The 19,473-nt window shown below is 55.0% G+C and carries 19 protein-coding genes; 8 read left to right on the top strand and 11 right to left on the bottom strand.

What is annotated here, in order from left to right; all coding sequences use genetic code 11:
- Positions 1-33: 33 nt before the first annotated feature.
- From F7231_RS07990 to F7231_RS07960, 7 genes are all read right to left on the bottom strand, one after another.
- The gene (locus tag F7231_RS07990; protein ID WP_166691511.1) at positions 34-1,080 is read right to left on the bottom strand and encodes a hypothetical protein; all 1,047 of its coding nucleotides are present in this window, start codon (positions 1,078-1,080) and stop codon (positions 34-36) included.
- Between the two features lie 66 nt (positions 1,081-1,146).
- Positions 1,147-2,811, bottom strand: a complete 1,665-nt coding sequence (locus tag F7231_RS07985) for an NAD(P)-binding protein (RefSeq protein ID WP_166691510.1) — start codon at positions 2,809-2,811, stop codon at positions 1,147-1,149.
- Between the two features lie 163 nt (positions 2,812-2,974).
- Positions 2,975-4,543 (bottom strand): polyamine aminopropyltransferase, encoded by a 1,569-nt coding sequence (locus F7231_RS07980; protein ID WP_166691509.1) that lies wholly within the window; start codon positions 4,541-4,543, stop codon positions 2,975-2,977.
- Complete coding sequence (locus tag F7231_RS07975; RefSeq protein WP_085412037.1) at positions 4,536-4,751, bottom strand: DUF350 domain-containing protein; 216 nt, start codon at positions 4,749-4,751, stop codon at positions 4,536-4,538. The genes F7231_RS07980 and F7231_RS07975 overlap by 8 nt, the downstream gene beginning before the upstream one ends.
- Before the next feature lie 12 nt (positions 4,752-4,763).
- A complete protein-coding gene (locus tag F7231_RS07970; protein ID WP_157510581.1) occupies positions 4,764-4,970 on the bottom strand; it encodes a hypothetical protein in 207 nt (68 codons plus the stop codon).
- Positions 4,971-4,999: 29 nt separating this feature from the next.
- Positions 5,000-6,376: a DUF4178 domain-containing protein gene (locus F7231_RS07965; RefSeq protein WP_166691508.1), complete on the bottom strand. Its 1,377-nt coding sequence runs from the start codon at positions 6,374-6,376 to the stop codon at positions 5,000-5,002.
- Positions 6,373-6,726 carry an S-adenosylmethionine decarboxylase family protein gene (locus F7231_RS07960; RefSeq protein WP_085412040.1) on the bottom strand — a complete coding sequence of 118 codons (354 nt, stop codon included), beginning with the start codon at positions 6,724-6,726 and terminating at the stop codon, positions 6,373-6,375. Before F7231_RS07960 ends, F7231_RS07965 begins: the two co-directional genes overlap by 4 nt.
- Before the next feature lie 162 nt (positions 6,727-6,888).
- Between F7231_RS07960 and F7231_RS07955 the strand changes: the two genes are divergently transcribed.
- The 6 genes from F7231_RS07955 (at position 6,889) to F7231_RS07930 (ending at position 12,538) form a co-directional block, all read left to right on the top strand.
- Positions 6,889-7,647 carry a class I SAM-dependent methyltransferase gene (locus F7231_RS07955; protein WP_085412041.1) on the top strand — a complete coding sequence of 253 codons (759 nt, stop codon included), beginning with the start codon at positions 6,889-6,891 and terminating at the stop codon, positions 7,645-7,647.
- A 206-nt stretch (positions 7,648-7,853) separates the two neighbouring features.
- Positions 7,854-8,396: an RNA polymerase sigma factor gene (locus F7231_RS07950; protein WP_085412042.1), complete on the top strand. Its 543-nt coding sequence runs from the start codon at positions 7,854-7,856 to the stop codon at positions 8,394-8,396.
- Positions 8,393-9,055 carry a hypothetical protein gene (locus F7231_RS07945; RefSeq protein WP_085412043.1) on the top strand — a complete coding sequence of 221 codons (663 nt, stop codon included), beginning with the start codon at positions 8,393-8,395 and terminating at the stop codon, positions 9,053-9,055. The genes F7231_RS07950 and F7231_RS07945 overlap by 4 nt, the downstream gene beginning before the upstream one ends.
- A complete protein-coding gene (locus F7231_RS07940) occupies positions 9,052-9,954 on the top strand; it encodes a DUF4097 family beta strand repeat-containing protein (protein WP_085412044.1) in 903 nt (300 codons plus the stop codon). Before F7231_RS07945 ends, F7231_RS07940 begins: the two co-directional genes overlap by 4 nt.
- 11 nt (positions 9,955-9,965) lie before the next feature.
- The gene (locus tag F7231_RS07935) at positions 9,966-11,291 is read left to right on the top strand and encodes a hypothetical protein (protein WP_085412045.1); all 1,326 of its coding nucleotides are present in this window, start codon (positions 9,966-9,968) and stop codon (positions 11,289-11,291) included.
- Positions 11,292-11,368: 77 nt separating this feature from the next.
- Positions 11,369-12,538, top strand: a complete 1,170-nt coding sequence (locus F7231_RS07930) for a porin family protein (RefSeq protein ID WP_166691507.1) — start codon at positions 11,369-11,371, stop codon at positions 12,536-12,538.
- 149 nt (positions 12,539-12,687) lie between these two features.
- On the opposite strand, the gene F7231_RS07925 is transcribed toward F7231_RS07930, so the two are convergent.
- Complete coding sequence (locus F7231_RS07925) at positions 12,688-14,352, bottom strand: amino acid permease (protein ID WP_085412048.1); 1,665 nt, start codon at positions 14,350-14,352, stop codon at positions 12,688-12,690.
- 211 nt (positions 14,353-14,563) lie between these two features.
- Here F7231_RS07925 and gldA point away from each other — a divergent pair, with 211 nt between their 5' ends.
- Positions 14,564-15,484, top strand: a complete 921-nt coding sequence (gldA, locus tag F7231_RS07920; protein WP_166691506.1) for a gliding motility-associated ABC transporter ATP-binding subunit GldA — start codon at positions 14,564-14,566, stop codon at positions 15,482-15,484.
- Between the two features lie 113 nt (positions 15,485-15,597).
- Here gldA and F7231_RS07915 read toward each other — a convergent pair whose 3' ends face one another.
- A complete protein-coding gene (locus F7231_RS07915) occupies positions 15,598-16,470 on the bottom strand; it encodes an aldose 1-epimerase family protein (RefSeq protein ID WP_166691505.1) in 873 nt (290 codons plus the stop codon).
- A 207-nt stretch (positions 16,471-16,677) separates the two neighbouring features.
- Between F7231_RS07915 and F7231_RS07910 the strand changes: the two genes are divergently transcribed.
- Positions 16,678-16,899 carry a DUF2795 domain-containing protein gene (locus tag F7231_RS07910; protein ID WP_015329640.1) on the top strand — a complete coding sequence of 74 codons (222 nt, stop codon included), beginning with the start codon at positions 16,678-16,680 and terminating at the stop codon, positions 16,897-16,899.
- A 262-nt stretch (positions 16,900-17,161) separates the two neighbouring features.
- Here F7231_RS07910 and F7231_RS07905 read toward each other — a convergent pair whose 3' ends face one another.
- Both F7231_RS07905 and F7231_RS07900 read right to left on the bottom strand, forming a co-directional pair.
- Positions 17,162-17,917 carry a rhomboid family intramembrane serine protease gene (locus F7231_RS07905; RefSeq protein WP_166691504.1) on the bottom strand — a complete coding sequence of 252 codons (756 nt, stop codon included), beginning with the start codon at positions 17,915-17,917 and terminating at the stop codon, positions 17,162-17,164.
- A 91-nt stretch (positions 17,918-18,008) separates the two neighbouring features.
- The gene (locus F7231_RS07900; RefSeq protein ID WP_085412052.1) at positions 18,009-19,352 is read right to left on the bottom strand and encodes a PQQ-dependent sugar dehydrogenase; all 1,344 of its coding nucleotides are present in this window, start codon (positions 19,350-19,352) and stop codon (positions 18,009-18,011) included.
- Positions 19,353-19,473: the final 121 nt, after the last annotated feature.

Raw genomic sequence — 19,473 nt, 5'->3', positions numbered from 1 at the left:
CGGTGGAACGTCCTAATCGGAGCATTAGCCCCCTTAGGACTGTCCGCCGTCGCGGGTTGAGGGTAAATCGCCCCGTCGCCAGATGAAGCCGTCGAGCACATAATGAGTTAGTTGAGGCAGGGCCAGCAAGGGAACGATCAGCACTAGCCAGCCGGAATTGGTCAGCGTGGGTAAGTGCTGAAATGGACCGAATACACTGGCATGATCGCGCCAGACGAGCCCATCCCACAGTCCCTCTTCCAGATAAGCCAGCAGTACCAACAAGCCTACGAACAGGAACACGCCCCAAATTTTCGTTTGTAATTGGACCGGCATCGTTCGGCGGTTACTCACCCAGATCAGGGCCATGTACGGAATGCCGTGGGCTACCACGTTGAGCAATGTAAACGTTAGGTCGCCATTGAACCAGACAATGCCCACGTACCACGAAAGCGCTGTGCCAAGCACCAGCCCTTGTTTAGGTACGTTCCACTTTCTATACTGAATAAACTGTCTTACTTCCTGCCCCACATAAGCGAGCATCAGGCCAGCGTAAGCAACGCCCAACACCAGTTTGAGCGTGTTAGCCGTGGGTGTTGGCAGGTTGGGTTGCCAGAAATCACCGTCGACAAACCAATTGAAATTGCGGTCGGGCGTCAAGTGCCACCACAGAATAGGGTAGAGGGTCGCGGCATAGATGGTCAGTGTGTCGAGGCGGGTGGTTCGCGTATGGCGGTTGTACAGTTTCAGAAAGCCGTATTGCTGCCGGATAAAATGGAACACTGCCACATAGGCCAACCCCCGCCAGAACCAGTTGGCCCCAAGGCTATACAGCAACGTACCCAGCATATAACAGAGCACCGGCACCAGCAGAAACGTCATTTTCTGCCGTTGAAACCGTGCCGAATCGGCATAGGTGCGGAACAGCGTACTATACACATGCGCCACATCAATGAGCAACACCAGCCCCACCCAGGCATATACGGGCATGGCGCTGCTTTGGCCGTACTGCTCGGGCAACAACGCCACCACCCCCAGCGCCACAAACGGCGGAGCCAGGATAAACGCACTATCGTAAGCCGGTGATTTGATCCAGGACATGTTCTCTATTCTGTTTTCTTGATGGTGTGGTGGCAGAGCAGAATACATCAAGCTACATCAATCAGCTTACGCACCGTCAACCCCCATCATTTCCTTCGCCGCACGGATACCTTGCGAGAAGGCTTCTTCAAAAATAGAAATACCGCTTAAATCGCTGTGCGCGAAATGAATGCGATTCTGTACGGGTTGTTTGGCTTTTTGCCGGGCTTCACCCCACACGAAACCGGGCGTTGGCGAAATCATGCCGTGTCCCCATACCCAAACGTCGGCCTGCTGAATATGCGTCGATAAGCCAGGATGGGCCGTTTCTAACTCCACTATAGTTTGTTGCAGCCATTCTTCGCGTGTGGTCTGATACGCGCGTCGACGTACCTCCGCCGAATCGGTGCCGGTCAGGGGGCGGTACACGGTGAGTACACGCTGGGGGCTGTCGGTGAGGTGCTGATGATTCGCCGATACGTACCCAACCGATTCGGCACCGTACAACACGTTATCCCAGCAAAGCGACTTGCCAGCAGTCTGGGGCAACCCATCGACGGTCAGGTTCACCACCACCCAGGGCGCATAGTGGAAGCCGGTAGCCGTTCGAGGTGAGTCGATCCCCGTCAGCAGCCGACTCGCCACAAACTGCGGCACTGCCAGCAATACTTTCCGAGCCCGAATCACTGTCTGTTTCCCTGTGGGTACGTTGGTCACCGACACCTTAACACTAGTAGCGTCAGATAGGTCGATTGCGTAGGCGACGGCTTGTAACCGGAGCGGGGCGTTGGCCTGCTGGCGTAACTGATTCATCAGAAATCCGTTGCCTTCAGGCCAGGTCAGCACCGCTGACGTCAACGTTTCCCCATTGGCATCCGCGCCTGTTCCCTTACGCGAGGCGAAATAGTGCAGCCCGGCCCAGGCCGACGTTTGATCGGGCGTACTGCCGTAATCGTCTTTGCAGCTGTAAGCCACATACCACCGCAGGTACGTTGAGCTAAACCCCTGCTGATCGAGCCACTGCGTCATGGTCATCGTATCCAGTTGTCGGTATGCCGGGTCGGCCGAGGAGCGATCGAGAGGAATGGTGAAGGCGTCGCGACCATCGTTTCCTTTGGCATTTTTAAGGTTCTCGATCAGGGTCAGAAAGCGGACAATCTGCTGCTGGTCGGCTTCAGGGATGCCTTCTTTTGGAATCAGCCCATCCTGCCAGCGGCCGTCCAGAAATAACCGTTCTTCAGGGTCGTGGCACAGGTGATAGTCGTTGTATACCGGCGTTCCGTTGGCCATAAAGTCCGTGATCGTCCCGATTTCTCGTAAAAAATCAATCAGCTCGGTATGACCAACGTCGGGAACCGGCAGGTAATGCGCCCCCCAGGGATAAGCGGATACGTCGTTTTTGCCACTACTGGAATTGCCGCCGGGTTGCGCCTCCAGTTCCAGCATCAACGTATGCTTAATGCCTGCCCGCCACAGCCACCGCCGCGCTGACAGGCCCGCGATGCCACCGCCAATAATCACGACATCGTATTCTTCCGGCTCCACGTCAGTTGCCGGTGCCAGCGTTTGCCGAAGCCAGTGCCCTGCCTTTGCATTCGGACCCAGTAACGTTCCAGGTACGTTGTTCCAGTCAATGTTTGCTGCCAACATACCTGACGCATCACCACCAGCCGATGTCGCGCAGCTTTGCAACAGGGGCGGGACTGTGAATACGCCCACGGCGCTGGTTTGAATAAATTGACGTCGGTTCATTGTTGTTGTTTAGTTTACCCTCACCGCAGCGGCGGACCGTCCCCAGCCCCTCTCCCACGTTGGCAGAGGGGAGCCGCTTCGGCGTATCTCTGCTAGTTAGCGAAGTTGCTGTAGAGTAGCTCCCCTCTCCCGTAGGGGGAGAGGGGCCGGGGGTGAGGGTACATCACTGCCCGGCGTCGCCCCAGTCTTCTTCGAAGTACTGCACCAGCGCCTGGTTGTTGAGTTTGTTGAGGTCGGTCGGTACGTCGGCCATGTCGGGTGGGAAATCGCGGAGGCGGCGCAGGCTGTTGGCGTCAAAGAAGCGGAGGTCGGCCGGTACGTTGCGGGTACGTGGCCGGGGCGTATCAGTCAGCGACGCCAGCACAAACCCCCACTCGCCAAACGACGGCACGTAGACGTGATACGGCAATGTCTGAAATCCCTCGGCCTGCATCGTGTGCACTACACACCAGAACGATCGACGGGCTAGAAACGGCGATGTCGATTGCACCACAACGACCCCACCCGGTGCCAGCCGTCGCGCCAATTCGCGGTAAAAAGCGGTGCTGTACAATTTCCCGATCGAGTAGTTCGACGGGTCGGGGAAGTCAACAATCACCACGTCGTAGCGGGCTGTGTCGGCACGCACCCAGCCGTAGGCATCGGCGTTGATGACCTGCACCTTCGGTGATAGCAACGACCGTTTATTGAGGCTGGTCAGCAGCGTGTTTTCCTGGAAAAGTCGCGTCATGCCGGGGTCCAGATCAACCAGCTTTATGTTGGTAAGCTGCGGATAACGAAGCAGTTCGCGCACCGCCAGTCCATCGCCGCCGCCCAGTACCAGTACCCGTGTAGCCATTGGGTTCGCCTGCATAGCCGGATGCACTAGCGCTTCATGGTAGCGGTATTCGTCGGCCGAACTGAACTGGAGATTGCCGTTCAGAAAGAGACGGAGGTCGCGGGCGTTGCGCGTGAGCACAATTCGCTGATAAGGCGTGCTTTTACTGTAGATCACCGAACTCTGATAGGTCGCCGCCTCGGCAAAAGACATGATCCGTTCGGCCCCGGCAAAGCCAGCCAGCAACGCCAGTGCCGCCAAGCCAGCTGCCGACAGAAGACCCCGGCGAAAGGGGCGGGTTTCGGGGAAACGGAGCAGCAACCAAACGGCCACGCCCACATTGAGTAGACCAAAAAGGAGGGAGGTGCGCACCAGCCCGAGCATGGGCACCAGCACCAGCGGGAAGATCAGCGAAGCCAGCAACGCACCGATGTAATCGAAGGTGAACACGCGCGACACCAGATCGCGGAAGGCCACGCGGTGTTCGAGAATCCGCATCAGCAACGGAATTTCGAGGCCCACCAGCACGCCCGTCAGACCCACGAGCGTGTAGAGTACCACCCGAAATGACACGACATATTCGAACAGCACGAATAACAGCGGCGCACTGAACCCACCGACAAGGCCCACCAGAATTTCGATGCGGACAAACCAGCGCAGCAGGTTGCCGTCGAGTCTGTTCGACAGCCACGAACCCACGCCCATTGCGAACAGGTACGTGCCGATGATGGTCGAAAACTGCGTGACGGAATCGCCCAGCAGGTAGCTGGCGAGTGTGCCGGCAATGAGTTCGTAGATGAGTCCGCAGGTGGCAATAACAAAGACCGACAGTAACAACAGCCATTGCCGCGACGATTCCTGCTCCGCTATCGACCCACCCCGTCCGCTGCCCGACTGTGTTGGCTGGTCAACCATGCGACGCCATACCGACGATGAAGGCCACGGCCAGCATAAAGCCAGCAGCCATAATGGCCAGGGCCACGTTTTTTTCCTCGACAATCTTTTTCCAGAGGTGTTCCGGAGCCAGTTTCTCAATGACTACAAACGAGACAACCAGGATCACGATGCCAATCAGCGAGTACACAATTGAGGCAACAATGGCCTTCATGTTCAGGTATTCCATGCGAAAGAGGGGTTATTTATGATAAAAGCCGGTCCGTCCACGATAGCCGCTGCGCCCGCCCGAACCGGAGCCGTATCCGTGTTTTTCAGTTTCGTAGTTATCGTCACCGATGAGGCGGTTGCCTGTAAATTCGGCCCAGGCAAAGAAGCCCAGCAGCGCCAGCACTACGCCAAAGTAGATCGGTGATTTAGTAATAGCGGAGACAATCTTCGGTAACATATGGTCTTTTTTGTGCGGGTTGGGGGGCATCATTCTTCTGCGTCTTGTGGCCCAAAATCACTCTGTTGCCAGCGTAACGTCTCAAAGCCACTCCCGCGAATCAGAATGTAGATTGGGTACAGCGCCAGCAAGCCAATTAGCAGCAGCACGTTACTGATTAGAGAAGTGTTCTGCCCCACTTTCACCGAAAAAGACAGCGGTTGCCCATATTGGGTGTACGGTGTGATCTCCATATGATACTGTCCCGTTGGGATTTTCGACAGCGTAGCCGAACTTTCTGTACCGCCTTCCGTCCAGTTTTCACCGTCAGAATACCCGTGGTAATATTCAACCGCCTCGGTGAAAATATACCGTTGGTTTGTCTGCTCGTTTACCAGCTCGGTAGCAAATTCAACCCAGGTATTATCGACATCAGATCTAAAATCAATGTCGACCGCTGTTGGTCCGTCAATGACGAACGACTGGGTACGTACCATTTTGGGCGTTGGCTGGGTTTGCGCCACTTTAGCTGAGTCGATGGATCGTTGAACTGCTCTGGTAGCTGTTGATTCATAACCAGACTGAAAAAGCGCCGCGCTGGTCAACGTTTCGGTGTGTACCTTCTTCGCTGGTCGAAAAGCGAGATTCACCACATGAATGCCAATCACGGCAACGATCGCCAGCAGTGTCAACTGCCAGATGGCCGGCCACCGTTCCGCAAAGTTGTTGGGCTGAATAGCACCCACGCCGTAGGGGTCGGGCAGGCTGTTGGTGTCAAGCCCGAAAGCTTTAGTAACGTCTTTTTTCGATAGGTACGTTGCTTCATACCAATCATTTCGCCGGTTGTCTTTCTCATTGACCAGCATCTTCGGCGGATTGATGTATTCCTCGATCGTCAGTGATTCATCGTCCAGCATATTCCAGTCGAACTCGCCAACGGCCGTGATCAGTTCAGCCTGATAGCGGGCGTAAAGTCGGTATTCATCATCATTGCCGGAAAACGTTGCTTTGTCGTCGAATGTCGTGATCGTATGTGGGTTGGCAGCGGGACCAATCCACATCCAGTGTCCGTTAAATTCGGCCAGTTGGCGCGTGGTGGCGTCTTTCAGCAGCAGTATGTATTCGCGCCACTGATAGTTGGTGCCTTTTTCCTGCTTCACCATAACCCCCACCAGACGTACCCAAAGTCCGTTCAGGTAACCTTCGGTACCAATGGCAATGTGGATGGTTTCGTTTTGATTAGGACGCGTGTGCGGAATAACCTCCGGCTTGTTGTCATACTCTGCCTTGAACAGCTTCTTGCAGGTCGGGCAACCGTAGAACGAGCTGTTTGGGTCATAATACGTCAGTTCGGTTGAGCAGTTGGGGCAGGTAACCGTGTCGGGCGTGGGCCAGGGCTGAGCATCGATAGGTAGCGAATTGGTCATCGGCTAACGGTCTGAAGCGTGAGTTCCGTACCCGCGAACGCTCGCAGGGTATTGGCATAAAATAGACGCACTTTTTCTGAATTGTCGCGCAGGTAGTTCGATAGGAATACGTCGAAGGTAGCGCGGCCAAACTCAGGCCAGGTGTGAATCGACACATGTGACTCGGTCAGGCAGACGACCGCCGTAAACCCGCCATTCTCGAACGAATGATACGCCTCGCCCACCTTGGTTAATCCCAGCTCTATAATCAACCGGTCGAATACCGTGCGGCATGCCTCCACATCGGTCAGCCGATCAACGGGGGCCTCGAACGTTGCCAGCACATGCAGACCGGGTTGGTACGTGTTCATAGCACAAGTATAGCCGTTTCCGGAATGTGTAGGTAATCGGTTTAGGAGGAATGGCTTAAACGGCTGAACAAGCCCGATTAAAGGTGGTTTATTGTCAATAGATGATTATTCGATGGCGTTGGCTTTCGCCGGCGGAACAGTCTCATCATAACGAACCCTTCCATGAGAACGAACTTTCTTTGTGCTCTTCTGATTGGCCTTGTTGCCTGCAACCGCCCACAGTCTACGGCGCAAACACAAACGGGCAATAAGCCCGATTCAGCTCCTTCGTCAAGTGCTAAATCGTCATTTTATTCCGAGAGAACGCCTGCTTATGACGGCATTGGTCGGGTGTATTTGGGGCGGGAGATTTCGCAGGTGATGGGCCACCTCGGAGCCGAATGGCTCGAGCGCCCCGAACGTCAGCAGGAAGAGCGCACCGATCTGTTGCTGGCCGCCCTTGATCTGAAGCCAACCGACGTAGTGGCCGATATTGGTGCCGGAACTGGTTATTTCAGTTTCCGGCTGGCGCGGGCCGTCCCGCAAGGCAAAGTTCTGGCGGTGGATATTCAGCCTGAGATGATCGAATACCTCAACGAGGGTAAGAAAAAGGAGAACGTACCTAATGTAGAGCCTGTGCTCGGCACTATCACCGATCCTAAGCTACCCGCCAGCAGCGTCGATCTGGCCCTGATGGTTGATGCCTACCATGAATTCTCGAACCCCCGCGAAATGGGCATTGCGCTGATCCGTTCGCTGAAACCTGGTGGTCGAATCGTACTGGTCGAATACCGCGCCGAAGATCCGAACGTACCCATCAAGGAACACCACAAAATGAGCGTCATGCAGGCCAACCGCGAAATGGCTTCCCTCGGCCTGAAACTCATTAAAAACGATAGTCGCCTCCCCCAGCAACACGTGCTGATCTTCGGAAAGAAGTAAGAAGAGTTTCAGGTTTCAAGGGTGCGGGTTACCCCCAACTCCCTAAAGGGGGCTACTGCGCTGCGGCATAACATCGCGGCGGGTTAGCCCCCTTTAGGGAGTTGGGGATAACCCGCGCACAGAGCACTCGAAACATAAAATTTTTTGCCTCCCCTTTCCAACCAATCGATGGTCAGGCTGCACTTTGTCGTGTAGCTTCTAAAACGATGTTTCGCCTGGCCACTCTACCTGACATATCTGAACGCGAATTGGTCGGCCAGTGCCTTGGCGAGCTGGTGGTTGATCGGCGGGCGGCGCAACGGACGTTGTATGATCGGTACAAGCGGGCCATGTATTCAACTGCCTATCGGATCACCAATGACCCCGACCATGCGCACGACGTATTGCAAGACGCCTTTGTTGAGGTCTTTCGTAGCCTGGATAAATTCGCCTTCCGGTCAACGCTGGGAGCCTGGATCAAAACGATTGTGGTGCGGCAGGCCATTCGGAAACAGCAGCTCGAAGGCCGCTTTGAAACCATCGACGAAACCCGGCACGATCAGCCTGCGGCGTTGCCCGACACCATGACGGGCGCGGAACTGGACGCGGCCATCCGGTCATTGCCCAATGGTGCGCGGACGATCTTCCTGCTGGTGGAAGTAGAAGGGTACATGCACCACGAAGTCGCCACGATGCTGGGCGTTTCCGAGGGTACGTCGAAATCGCAGGTTAGCTACGCGAAGAAATTACTTAGACAGCGGCTATCATGAACGATCTCTTATCCCGCCTCCCCGAATACGAGCCCCGGCCCGGTCTTTGGAACCGCATCGAAGCTGATCTGGAATCGGACGAGCGGCTGGCGCAGGTAATCAACGAATTGCCCGATTTTGAACCAGAAACAGATCTGTGGGCACGCATCGACGATGCGCTCTTGGCGGCCGACCAAATTTCGGACGAAACGCCTGTTAGAACGCATCCCGCCGTTGAATCAGCGCCAATTCGGCGACTCGGCCAGCGACTTGGTCAGGTACGTTGGATGGGGATTGGCGTTGCAGCCGCCTGTTTGCTAATGCTAGGTACGTGGGTATTCAGGTACTCGGCGAGTCAGCCTGTTGAACGCATCGAATACACGGTGGAGCAACAAACGGAATGGACGCCTGCCGACGCGGAACCAGCAACCGATAGCCCGGCAGACCAACGGGCCGAGGAGTTCATCAACCGGCAGTGCGAAGAAGCAGCGCTGGCCTGTCAGCGGCCCGAAGTGCGCGAACTGCGGGCACAGCTAGGTGAACTATCTGTTGAACAGCAGCGGCTGGCCGCCGAACGTGAGCGCTTTGGCCATGACCCGACACTGGTACAGGCACAGGTGAAAATTGAAAATCAACGGGCCGACGTAACCAAAGAACTCATAACGCTCCTGCGATCATGAATCGACTCTTTCTCATTTTCCTGCTGTGGCTTCCGCTGCTGGTCCGGGCGCAAACGCCGGTCCAGGTAGTGACGAAGGTGGTCGAAAAAGACCTGCCTTACACCGCCGGACAGCCGATCCGAATCAACGCCCAGAAAGCCGATGTTACCGTTCGGGGCTGGAATCGCCCAACGGTGTCGATCCGGCTTCGGCTGGTAGCTAAACATCCCGACAAGTTCGTAGCCGAGCGCGAAGTGGCCTATCATCAGTATACGCTCCAGGCCAACGGCAATGCGCTGGACCTGTCGAACCGGGTCGTAATTCCGTCGGGGAGTGGCAAAGCACAGAGTCAGTTGAAAGCCATTTACGAAGTAAACGTACCTGAGAAAGCGGTGCTGACCATCGGCAATTCCTTCGGTGATGTTGGGCTACACGGCCTGGCGGGCGACGTAACGCTGAAGTTCGAGTTCGGCAAACTAACGCTCGACGACATGGCCGGGAAACTAGCCATCACCTCCAGCTATGGCGATATAGAAGGGCGCAGCATCGATGCAGTGCTGACGATCAAATCCGAGAAAGCCGACGTAGTACTGCGTGACTTGGGTGGAACGTGCCGCCTCACGAGTCACTACGGTAAACTGCTGGTTCAGCCCAATCCGCAGACGATGAAGGCGTTCTCGCTCGAAGCCGCCCGGGCAGAAGCGACCATCCAAACCCGAAGTATCACCGACTTCCGCTACGACGTGATCACCACTTACGCCGACATCCGCGTGCCCGACGGCGTAGCGAATGACCTTGGCAAGTTTGGCAGCAAGCAGACCTTTACGTACGAGCCGCCTGGCCGGAAAATTGAGCTGGTCATCCGCAGTAGCTACGCCAATGTGCTCATTCAGAGTGATAAGTCCCTCGTCAACCGTTAATTACCACAACCATGTACTCGCGTTTAAATTGCCTCCTGAGTGGATTACTATGTCTGCTCCTGATTACCCCATCGACGGCTCAGGAATGGTCGTTCGGCCCCAAAGCCTACCTCGGTCTGAGCCGCGTGCTGACCGTCGGCGACGAAGCCGTACTGCCTATCGGCTCCATCAGCACCGTAGCCGATGGCGATGCTACGATCAGCGGACTAGGTGTTTTCGCCCGGTATGACCGCCCACGTTGGTACGCTGAACTGGATGCCATTCAGGGGAAAAGCTACGCCGCCAATGTTAGCGTAAATACCCGGTCCGGGTCGGGACCGTCGTATAGCAGTTCCCGCCGGTATGATGCCCGGTTGATCATGGGGTACAAACCGCTGCCCTGGCTTCGGCTCAGCGCGGGGCTGGTTGGTGTGGCCAATAACTGGACTAACCGCGACTACACCGCCGACATTACCCGGTTAGATGCGTTGGCACAAGCGGAGCAAAATCCGTCATCGCGTGAGCGGTTACAATATGAAGCGGACTACTACCGCCTCAACGAAACAGCTGGAAAAGCTTTGAAGAAGAATCTACTCGAAGCGCAGGTCGGCATCGGTGCCGACATAGGTGGCCTGACGCTGGACCTAACCTACAATCCCGGCCTCTCGACTGTAATCGATGGAGCAACGTACCTGGGACGTACCTACGCCATTCAGCAACGGTACGCTTTCTGGTCGCTAGGCGTGGGCTACAAACTGTTCCCCCTAAAAAGCCATTTGCTGGCCCCCCGCAAAAACAAAGCCTACGCCCGCATCCAGCGCGATATTCCCTTTATCCGCAACGAGTTTAGTGTGGGCGTGGGTATACTGCTCGAAGACATAGGTAGTGAGTTCATCTATGAAAATCGGTATACTCGGTATGTGCGACCCCGCCTCGGCTGGACGGTTGGCCTTACCTATATGCGCGGCCTGAGTGGCTTTGAACCCGTGCCTTCTTCGGCATTTCAAACCGGTGGTTTCTCAGCAACCAATACGGTTTCCCTGTTGGCTGGTGTTCGGGTACTCCCCGTCTATAGCCGCCAGCATCGCATTGGATTAACGGTTGGTGCCCAACTGAGTTACGTTGGCGGGGGAGTAAGTAGTGGCGGTAGTTACCGCACCGTAACGGTCAATGGACAAACAATGGTAATCAGACCAGTGAACTTAACGGCCAGTTCGCGCCAGAACGGGTTTGAAGCCGCACCAATGGCCAGCCTCGATTACCAGTTCCTGCCCACCGACCGGCTGGCCATTGGCCCATGGCTACGCGCCACTCCCGATTTTGGTTCATTCGGTTTACAAGCCGGGTATCGGTTTTAAAGAGGGCTGTTCCTTACTCCCCAGGCTGGTGCTTCGGTGCTACACGGCTTTCGCAGTTTCGATTAACATACCACTTTATGAAACCTCTCTTTCTTCTCCTCATTTGCCTGGCAACGTACTCAGCCATTGCGCAATCTTCTTTTCGCTTTGAAGCTGAAACGGGCGTGTCGAGTCTCCGATTACCGGCCCCTTATCGGAAAGGCTGGCAGGTACGTCAGCAGTTGACAGCTTATATTCGGCCCCGCTTAGGCGTTGCGTTGGGTATTGGCTGGGGCAGCTCTGCTAACAATGACCCGTTCAGCGCGCTACAAAACAGGTATGGACAACTCAGCCCAGACGCCATTCTGGATTACTACAACCGTCAGGAACGCATGACCGATCTGTCGGCCGTTTGGTTGCCCATTTTTATGAAGCGGCACCAGCTGAAAGTTCAGGCTGGACTATCGTTGCAACGGCGGCGCGAAGTGAACATCGACAGTATTTTCCGTGAACAGCCGGGACCAGATAATTATTACGATGCGCTGCCAACCTATACCGATCAAAGCCGCATAATGCCGATGCTGGCGGCGGGCTACGATTTTCGACTATCGTCGCGCTGGGCGGTGGGTGTCAATGCCGTGGCGTATCTGCCCGCCAACGAAAAGACCACGACTACGCTGGGTGTACGCACGTCATACCGGTTCAATATCTCCCGCGATTCATTAGGAGTAAGCGCTGGGTTTAGCGAACCGCTGACCTGGGGTGTGCGCGTGGCGGCCAGTCGGGTAGGGGAAAACGGCAGTTCAAGCGCATCATCGCGCAACGTAACCAAATTCGTAGCCGGATTATGGGCCGAGTATCCACTATCGCTCACCTGGGCCATGCGAGGCGAAGTCAATTACGCCCAGCGCGGTTACCGGAACGATGGCTACAAAACCAGTACGCGTAGTGGAAGTACCGTGCAAGTCGATGTAACGTACCTGGAGGTACCGCTCCTGTTCCGCCACGAAGCCGCCGAACGCCTGCATCTGTATGCTGGCCCTTACCTAGCTTTTATGCTGGAAGGAACATCTACATCAGATACTCGTCCCAGCCTCGAAATCGATCCGCGCACCAACAGCGGGCTGATGCTGGGCGCTGATTACCAGTTTAGCAAAAGTCTATCGCTCGACCTCCGTTACCAGCGCGACCTGATTCAACTCTCGACCTCCCCCTACAGCGATACTTTCCACAGTTACCAGCTAGGCGTAAACTGGAGGATTCGGTAGAACTTTCCCTCACCCCCGACCCCTCCCGCAACGGCGGACCGCCCCCTACAGGAGAGGGGAGTTACTCTACAGCAGCTTTGCTAACTGGCAGAGCTACGCCGAAGTGGCTCCCCTCTCCCAACGTGGGAGAGGGGGTGGGGGTGAGGGACCTACGCCAGTTTGCTCTTTCTAAAGCCGTACGTGAAGTAAATGGCTAAGCCAATGACGAGCCAGATGCCGAAGATTTGCCAGTTGCTGGCACCCAGTTCGGTCATCAGGTAGAGGTTCGTTAGTACGCCGATGACGGGCAGTAACGAGAAGTTGTATCGGAAACCCTGAACGGCCAGAACAGCCCAAACGCCCCAGAAAACAATGAGTAAGGGCTTGCTCTCCAGCGTCTGAATCAGATCGCCGGTTGTCAGCGCATACCCCATCACAAGCAGGAGTACCCCGCCAATAAGGTATTTGCCATTGATGTACGGCACTTTGAACTTCGACTGCGCCGTGAGGCCTTTGGCGTCGAGGAACAAAATACCGCCGCAGACCATGATGAACGCGAAGAACGTACCTACGCTGGTGAGATCGACAAAGAATTTAAGGTCCATGAACAGCGACGGAACCGCCACCAGGAAACCTGTAACGATGGTCGCAAACGAAGGGGTCTTGTATTTGGGGTGAATCGTGGCGAAGCGTTTCCACAGCAGGCCGTCGCGGCTCATTGTCATCCAGATTCGGGGTTGACCCAACTGGTACACAAGCAGCGCGCTGGTAATGGCGACCACAGCGCTCACCGAAATAACGCCCGCAACAAAGTCGAGATTGACTTTCTGGAACACATACGCCAGCGGATCGCTCACGCCCAGTTCCTTATAGTTCACCATGCCCGTCAGCACCAGCGTAATCAGCACGTAGAGTACTGTACAGATCGCGAGGCAGTAGAGCATGGCGCGTGGCAGGTCGCGTTGTGGGTTTTTGCATTCTTCAGCCGTGGTCGAAATAGAGTCAAAGCCGATGAAGGCGAAGAACACCGAGGCTACGCCGCTCAACACACCTGCTACGCCGTTCGGCGCAAACGGTGACCAGTTGGCTGGCTTTACGTAGAACGCGCCCACACCAATCACCAGCGCAATCACCGCCAGTTTTAGAACCACCAGAATATTGCTGGCTGCTCGCGATTCTTTAATGCCAATATATACAAGTGCCGTAATTAGGACCGTAATGGTACCGGCAGGTAGGTTGGCAATTACGTGGAAATCGCCCAGCATTGGCGCATCGGTCCAGGCCTGAGCCAGCACGCGGGTATTTTCGGGAAGCGTGTCGAGCGATGTGCCGGCGAGTTTCGTTTGTTCTACCAGTTCGAAGGCGCGATGGGCCGATCCGTAGTCGGTGGCGAAGTATTTGGGAAACGTGATGCCGAAGCCACTGAGCATTGAGGTAAAGTATTCGGACCACGAAATAGCCACGACCATGTTGCTGACGGCATATTCGAGGATGAGCGCCCAGCCAATGACCCAGGCAAAGATTTCGCCGAAAGCCACGTAGGCATAGGTGTAGGCACTGCCGCTGACGGGCACCGTGCTGGCAAATTGTGCGTAGCTAAGCGCCGTGAATACGCAGGCAATGGCTGTAAACACAAAGAGCAGCGACACGGCCGGGCCACCATTGTAACTGGCCAGGCCAATGGTACTAAAAATACCGGCACCAATGATGGCCGCGATGCCAAACGAGGTGAGGTCACGAACCCCCAGCGTTTTTACCATCTTGCTGGATTCGCTCCCGGCGGCATCACTCAAAATCTGGGTTACGGTCTTTTTGCGGAAAATAGAGTCGCTCATAAAAAGTAGTCTGAAGAAGTGCTGAGTGGCGGGTCTGGATAGTCGTTAGTTAGAAGTCTGAAGAAGTGCGGAGTGCCAAGTCTGTATAATCGATTTAGTCAAATGGTAAGGTGACTATCCAGACTCGGTACTCCGCAATTCGCCAGACTCTTTTTACAATTTTGCCTTGATGATTCGTTAAAAATAGGCAGAGTTTGCCCTTTTTTGCCACATGTCTATCCAGATCACCAATCTTTCTAAGCAATATGGCCAGCAACGGGCCGTAGATTCCGTCAGTTTTCAGGTATCGCCCGGCGAAATTGTCGGTTTTCTGGGCCCCAACGGAGCAGGTAAGTCAACGACCATGAAAATTGCGACGGGTTACCTCGCTCCTAGTGAGGGAACGGTGCTGGTTAGCGGCCATGATGTGCAAACCGACCCGATGGCGGTGCGCCGTAGTGTTGGCTACCTGCCCGAGCATAACCCGCTCTACCTGGATCTGTACGTGAAAGAATACCTCCGTTTCGCCGGTGAACTGCACGGCATGAGCGGATCCTCCCTGAAAACCCGAATTGCCGACGTGATTGAGCAGGTGGGACTGACGAATGAACAGGGAAAACGCATTGGGCAACTCTCGAAAGGCTACCGGCAACGCGTGGGGCTGGCGCAGGCATTCCTGCACAACCCGCCCGTACTGATCCTCGATGAGCCTACGACCGGGCTTGATCCCAATCAGCTCGCTGACATTCGGCAGGTGATTAAAACCGTGGGGCGTGATAAAACGGTGCTGTTTTCAACCCACATCATGCAGGAGGTAGAAGCCCTCTGTGACCGGGTTATCATCATCAACAAAGGGAAAATCGTTGCCGATAGCCCGTTGTCGCAACTTCGTGGACAATCGGCGCAACAGGCAACGTACCTGGCCGAGTTTGAAAACGACTTGCCCGATTCAACGGTGCTGGGTACGTTGCCCGGTGTGTTGTCGGTCGCTCAGGTTGGGTCCGGCCAATATCGCCTCACTGCTACCCCCGACACTGATTTGCGGGCCGCTATTTTCCGCCTCGCCGCCGATCAGGGCCTGACGCTCGTCGGCCTCCGCCAGCAGGAAACCTCGCTGGAAGGGGTGTTTAAGGAGTTGACGAAGGGAGTATAACACGGCGTTACGCAGAGACTTGTGCTCAGCGTAGCGAAGAAGAGGCTTTGTATAACTCTGTGGTACCCATGCGTAACTCCGTTGTTATAGCTCCCTTTTTTTATCGCTTTACCTCAGCCAACCGTAATTGAATACTGCGCCGTAAACGTTTCGTTAGCAGGTACATGCTGGATGCCCTGTTTGGTGTCGAACGAGCGGGGTGCCGATGACGTATCGGCCACGCCCAGCCAAGGTTCGATGCACACAAACGGGGCGCCAGGTTTGGCCCACAAACCCAGGAATGGAAAGTCGGCGAAGTCGAGGCCGATGGCGTGTCCATTTTTACGGCTCTTCAAGGTCACTTGACGCGACTTAAGGCTTAACAATACCAGAGCGTCGTTTGCAAACAGGTCGGGCGTCAGGGTCAACTGGCGATTCGTCAGGCCGATGTGACTGGTCTCGCCGGTCAGTAACCCGTCGGCACCAAGCAGGCTCGATTCCAGGGCCTCGTCGTGGTCGAATTCGAGGTAGTAATCCGTATACGTCTCTCCGTCAGCAAAAGGTACGTTGAACGCCGGGTGCGCCCCCACTGACATGAACAGGGGTTCGTCCCCCTCGTTGGCAACCCGGTACGTGATGGCCAGTTCCGGCCCGGTGAGGGTATACGAAATCGTAAATACGAAGTCGTACGGGTACACCGCTTTTGTGGCTTCTGTAGCGCGGAGTTCAAACGATGCCGACGTCGGGCTAGACTCAGTACAAGTAAATTCAGACGTCCGGGCAAAGCCGTGGCGCTTCATTGGGTACGTCTGTCCGTCAACTATGATTTGGTCGTTGGCCTGTCCGCCCACCACCGGAAACAGGTTGGGCGCGTGCCAGGGCCACACGGCGGGGTCGGCTTGCCAGAGATGTTCGGTATCCGTTTGCCGATTAAAAAGCGATGTAAGTTCAGCTCCCTGATCGCGGATACTGACTCGGAGTGACTGATTTTGAAGCGTATGCACCATAGATGACGGGAAAGAGATCGTTTAATTGGTAAGTTAACTGTGTAAAAATTGGTTGGTTTTTATAACATTGCCCCACCGAACCCGTTTAAGGCATAACCCGCTCAAAAACAGCTTTTGAAAAAAAGCACGCGGGCCGTGTTGCACAAGTGATTTTTTTTACTTTTGCACCCTCAAAATTACTGACATTAAATCAGCTAGATTTCTACTATGTACTGGACTCTCGAATTAGCATCCTATCTTGAAGATGCCCCCTGGCCTGCCACCAAAGATGAACTGATTGACTTCTCGATCCGGTCGGGTGCCCCACTGGAAGTGGTCGAAAACCTTCAGGAACTGGAAGACGATGGTCAACCTTACGAAAGCATTGAGGAAATTTGGCCGGACTACCCAACCAAAGATGACTTCTTCTTCAACGAAGACGAATACTGACAACAGACACGCTAGCTCAAGCTATTAGGCGTCTATCAATTCCTTCGGAAAATGGCCACCATCAGCCTACCTGATGGTGGCCATTTTTGTTACTTAGCAGCCTGGACAGGTAAACCTGGCGATTTTGAGAACTATAATGGAAAATAATCGCTCAATTTTTCAAGTAGTAAACTAAAAACCCTCTGCGGTCGTTTACCCTATAACAAACGCAAAAAGCCCCGGCACTGACAAACAGGCCGGGGCTTTTCTGTGGTTAGCGTACCTAGAAAATCAGCAGTGCCGCTACGATTACCATAGCCACGGGTAACCCTATAGCGAACCAGGTTGCTGTCATCCATTTAGGAACGGGCCACCCCAATTCGGCGCGAATACCGGCGTAAAAGCCCATGCCGCATACTATACCACCGAGCAGCCCGCCAATGTGAGCAGCGTTGTCGGCCCCAATGCTCATTCCGATCAGCAGGTTAATGCCAACCACCGAAAGTGTGCTTTTGAGTAACGCTTTACGTACGTCGTCGGTGAAGAGGTTCGTCATGACCAAAGCGAGTAACACGCCTTCAATACCAAAAATAGCCCCCGATGCACCCGCACTAACCGCCACGTCGTGCCACCATAAGCTGCCCAGGCTGCCCGTTAAGCCGGTTGCGATGTAGGCAACCAGAAATCGCCAGCTTCCCAGCAACGGTTCGATCTGCATACCGAGGTAGCGGAGCGACATCATATTGACGGCCAGGTGAATAATGCCAATATGCAAGAAGCAGGCTGTCAGTAGCCGCCACGGTTCACCGGCTCTGGTGAAGGCCGTATAGTTGGCACCCCACTGCACCAAGTCTTCGGCAGATGGATTCATGAAATTAACGCCCGAGATAACCATTATGGCAAACACGGCGATGTTCACCAGCATCAGAATAGGCGTGACCCGGTAATTATGGCGCGGCGTAAACACATCGCGCAAACTACCGGGATGGTAACCGGTAGGCGATTCCTGCAGCGGTTGATTCGGTTCAGTGGGGGTCATATACGAGGTTGGTGTCAATTCTCAGGTGATCGGCTGAGTAGCTAAGGTCAATCAGCGGATCACCTGAGAATTGACACCTGAAACGTGACACTTATTTTTTAGCCATTACACGCCAAACGGTGCCTTTTACAGAGTCGGTAATATAGAGTGAGCCATCGGGACCTTGCGCGAGGCCCATTGGCCGATGCTTGGCTGAGCCGGGGCTGGCCAACTCGAGTTTACCGGCATTCGCGTTTTTGCCCGGCACACCCTGCTCAGGCACACCTGCAAAGTTTTCGGCAAACACCTCGTAGTTACCCGAGGGGCGGCCGTCTTTTCCGAAGGGAATAAAGGCCACGAAATAACCACCCTGCATCAGCGGAGCCCGGTTCCACGACCCGTGGAAGCAAACGAACGCACCATTCTTGTAGCGGGCCGGAAACTGGTTGCCGGTATAGAAGAGCAGGTCGTTGGGAGCCCAGTGCGCTGGAAACGCCATAATTGGCTTCTCTTTACCCGCACACTGATCCTGTTTGGTGCCGTCGCCGCCGTATTCGGGAGCCAGCAGTTTCTTACCCGCGTAGTGGTTGTTGTAGCAATAAGGCCAGCCAAAATCGGCACCTTCTTTCACCATCAAAAATTCTTCAGACGGTAACTCCGCACTAATCGAGTCGGTAAATACGCCGCCCCAGTTATTCAGGTTGTCACGGCCATGTTGCAACGCGTACAGTGTGTTGGTAGTCGTGTTCCAGTCGAGGGCCACGGCGTTGCGAATACCGGTTGCATAGCGCTTGCCGTCCGATTGCCGCTGGTTCAGTTTGTTTGCGTCGAATTGCCAGATACCCGCGTAGTTTTCCAAAATCGGGCAAGGCAGTTGGCCTTTTGAGCCTGGCTGACGGTCTTTTTCCTGACAAGCATTGGAAGGAGCACCGAAATTAACGAACAACCGGCCGTCGGGCGAAATAGCAATCGATTTGCTGGCATGCTGACGTTGTAGGGTCAGGCCCGTTACGATTGACTCGGGAACAGCACCGGCCATTACTTTGCCGTTGGTGAGCTTATACCGATACACCGACGTGTCAGATGAGGCGTAGAGATATCCGTTGGCAACCGCGGCACCAGTACCCGTATTCGTGCCAAACATCACGGTTTCTTCGGCGCGGCCGTCGCCGTTGGTATCACGTAGTTGCACAATGCCTTTGCCGTCTTTCAGGCGTTCCAGCTTCACAAACAACGTACCTGTGGTGGGGTCGATAGCGGCGTGCCGGGCGCGTCCGAGGTTGTCGGCAAAGACAAGGGCGCTGAAGCCTGCCGGCAGTTTAAGGCCTCCGTTATCTTCATCGGGCAAAATTCCCTGCGTGAGGGTTGTTTTCTTGGTCGGCTTGCCGGGCTTGGGCGTGACCCCTGCACAGAGAGTCAGCAGCACGACCGGAAGCAATAAAAGTGTAGTTTTCATCGAAAGGAGATTGTTTGTTTGACGGGTGAATAACCAATTTGGTCGCCGCGAAGTTAGTCAGCTACAGTAAAAACGGTCTGCTGTATACGCACTGAAGTCGAAATCTTGATCCGCTTCAGCC

The organism is Fibrivirga algicola (genome assembly GCF_011742925.1).
GTDB classification, from domain to species: domain Bacteria; phylum Bacteroidota; class Bacteroidia; order Cytophagales; family Spirosomataceae; genus Fibrella; species Fibrella algicola.
Note: the sequence above shows the minus strand (reverse complement) of the source record. Positions and strands in the feature narration are given on the sequence as shown.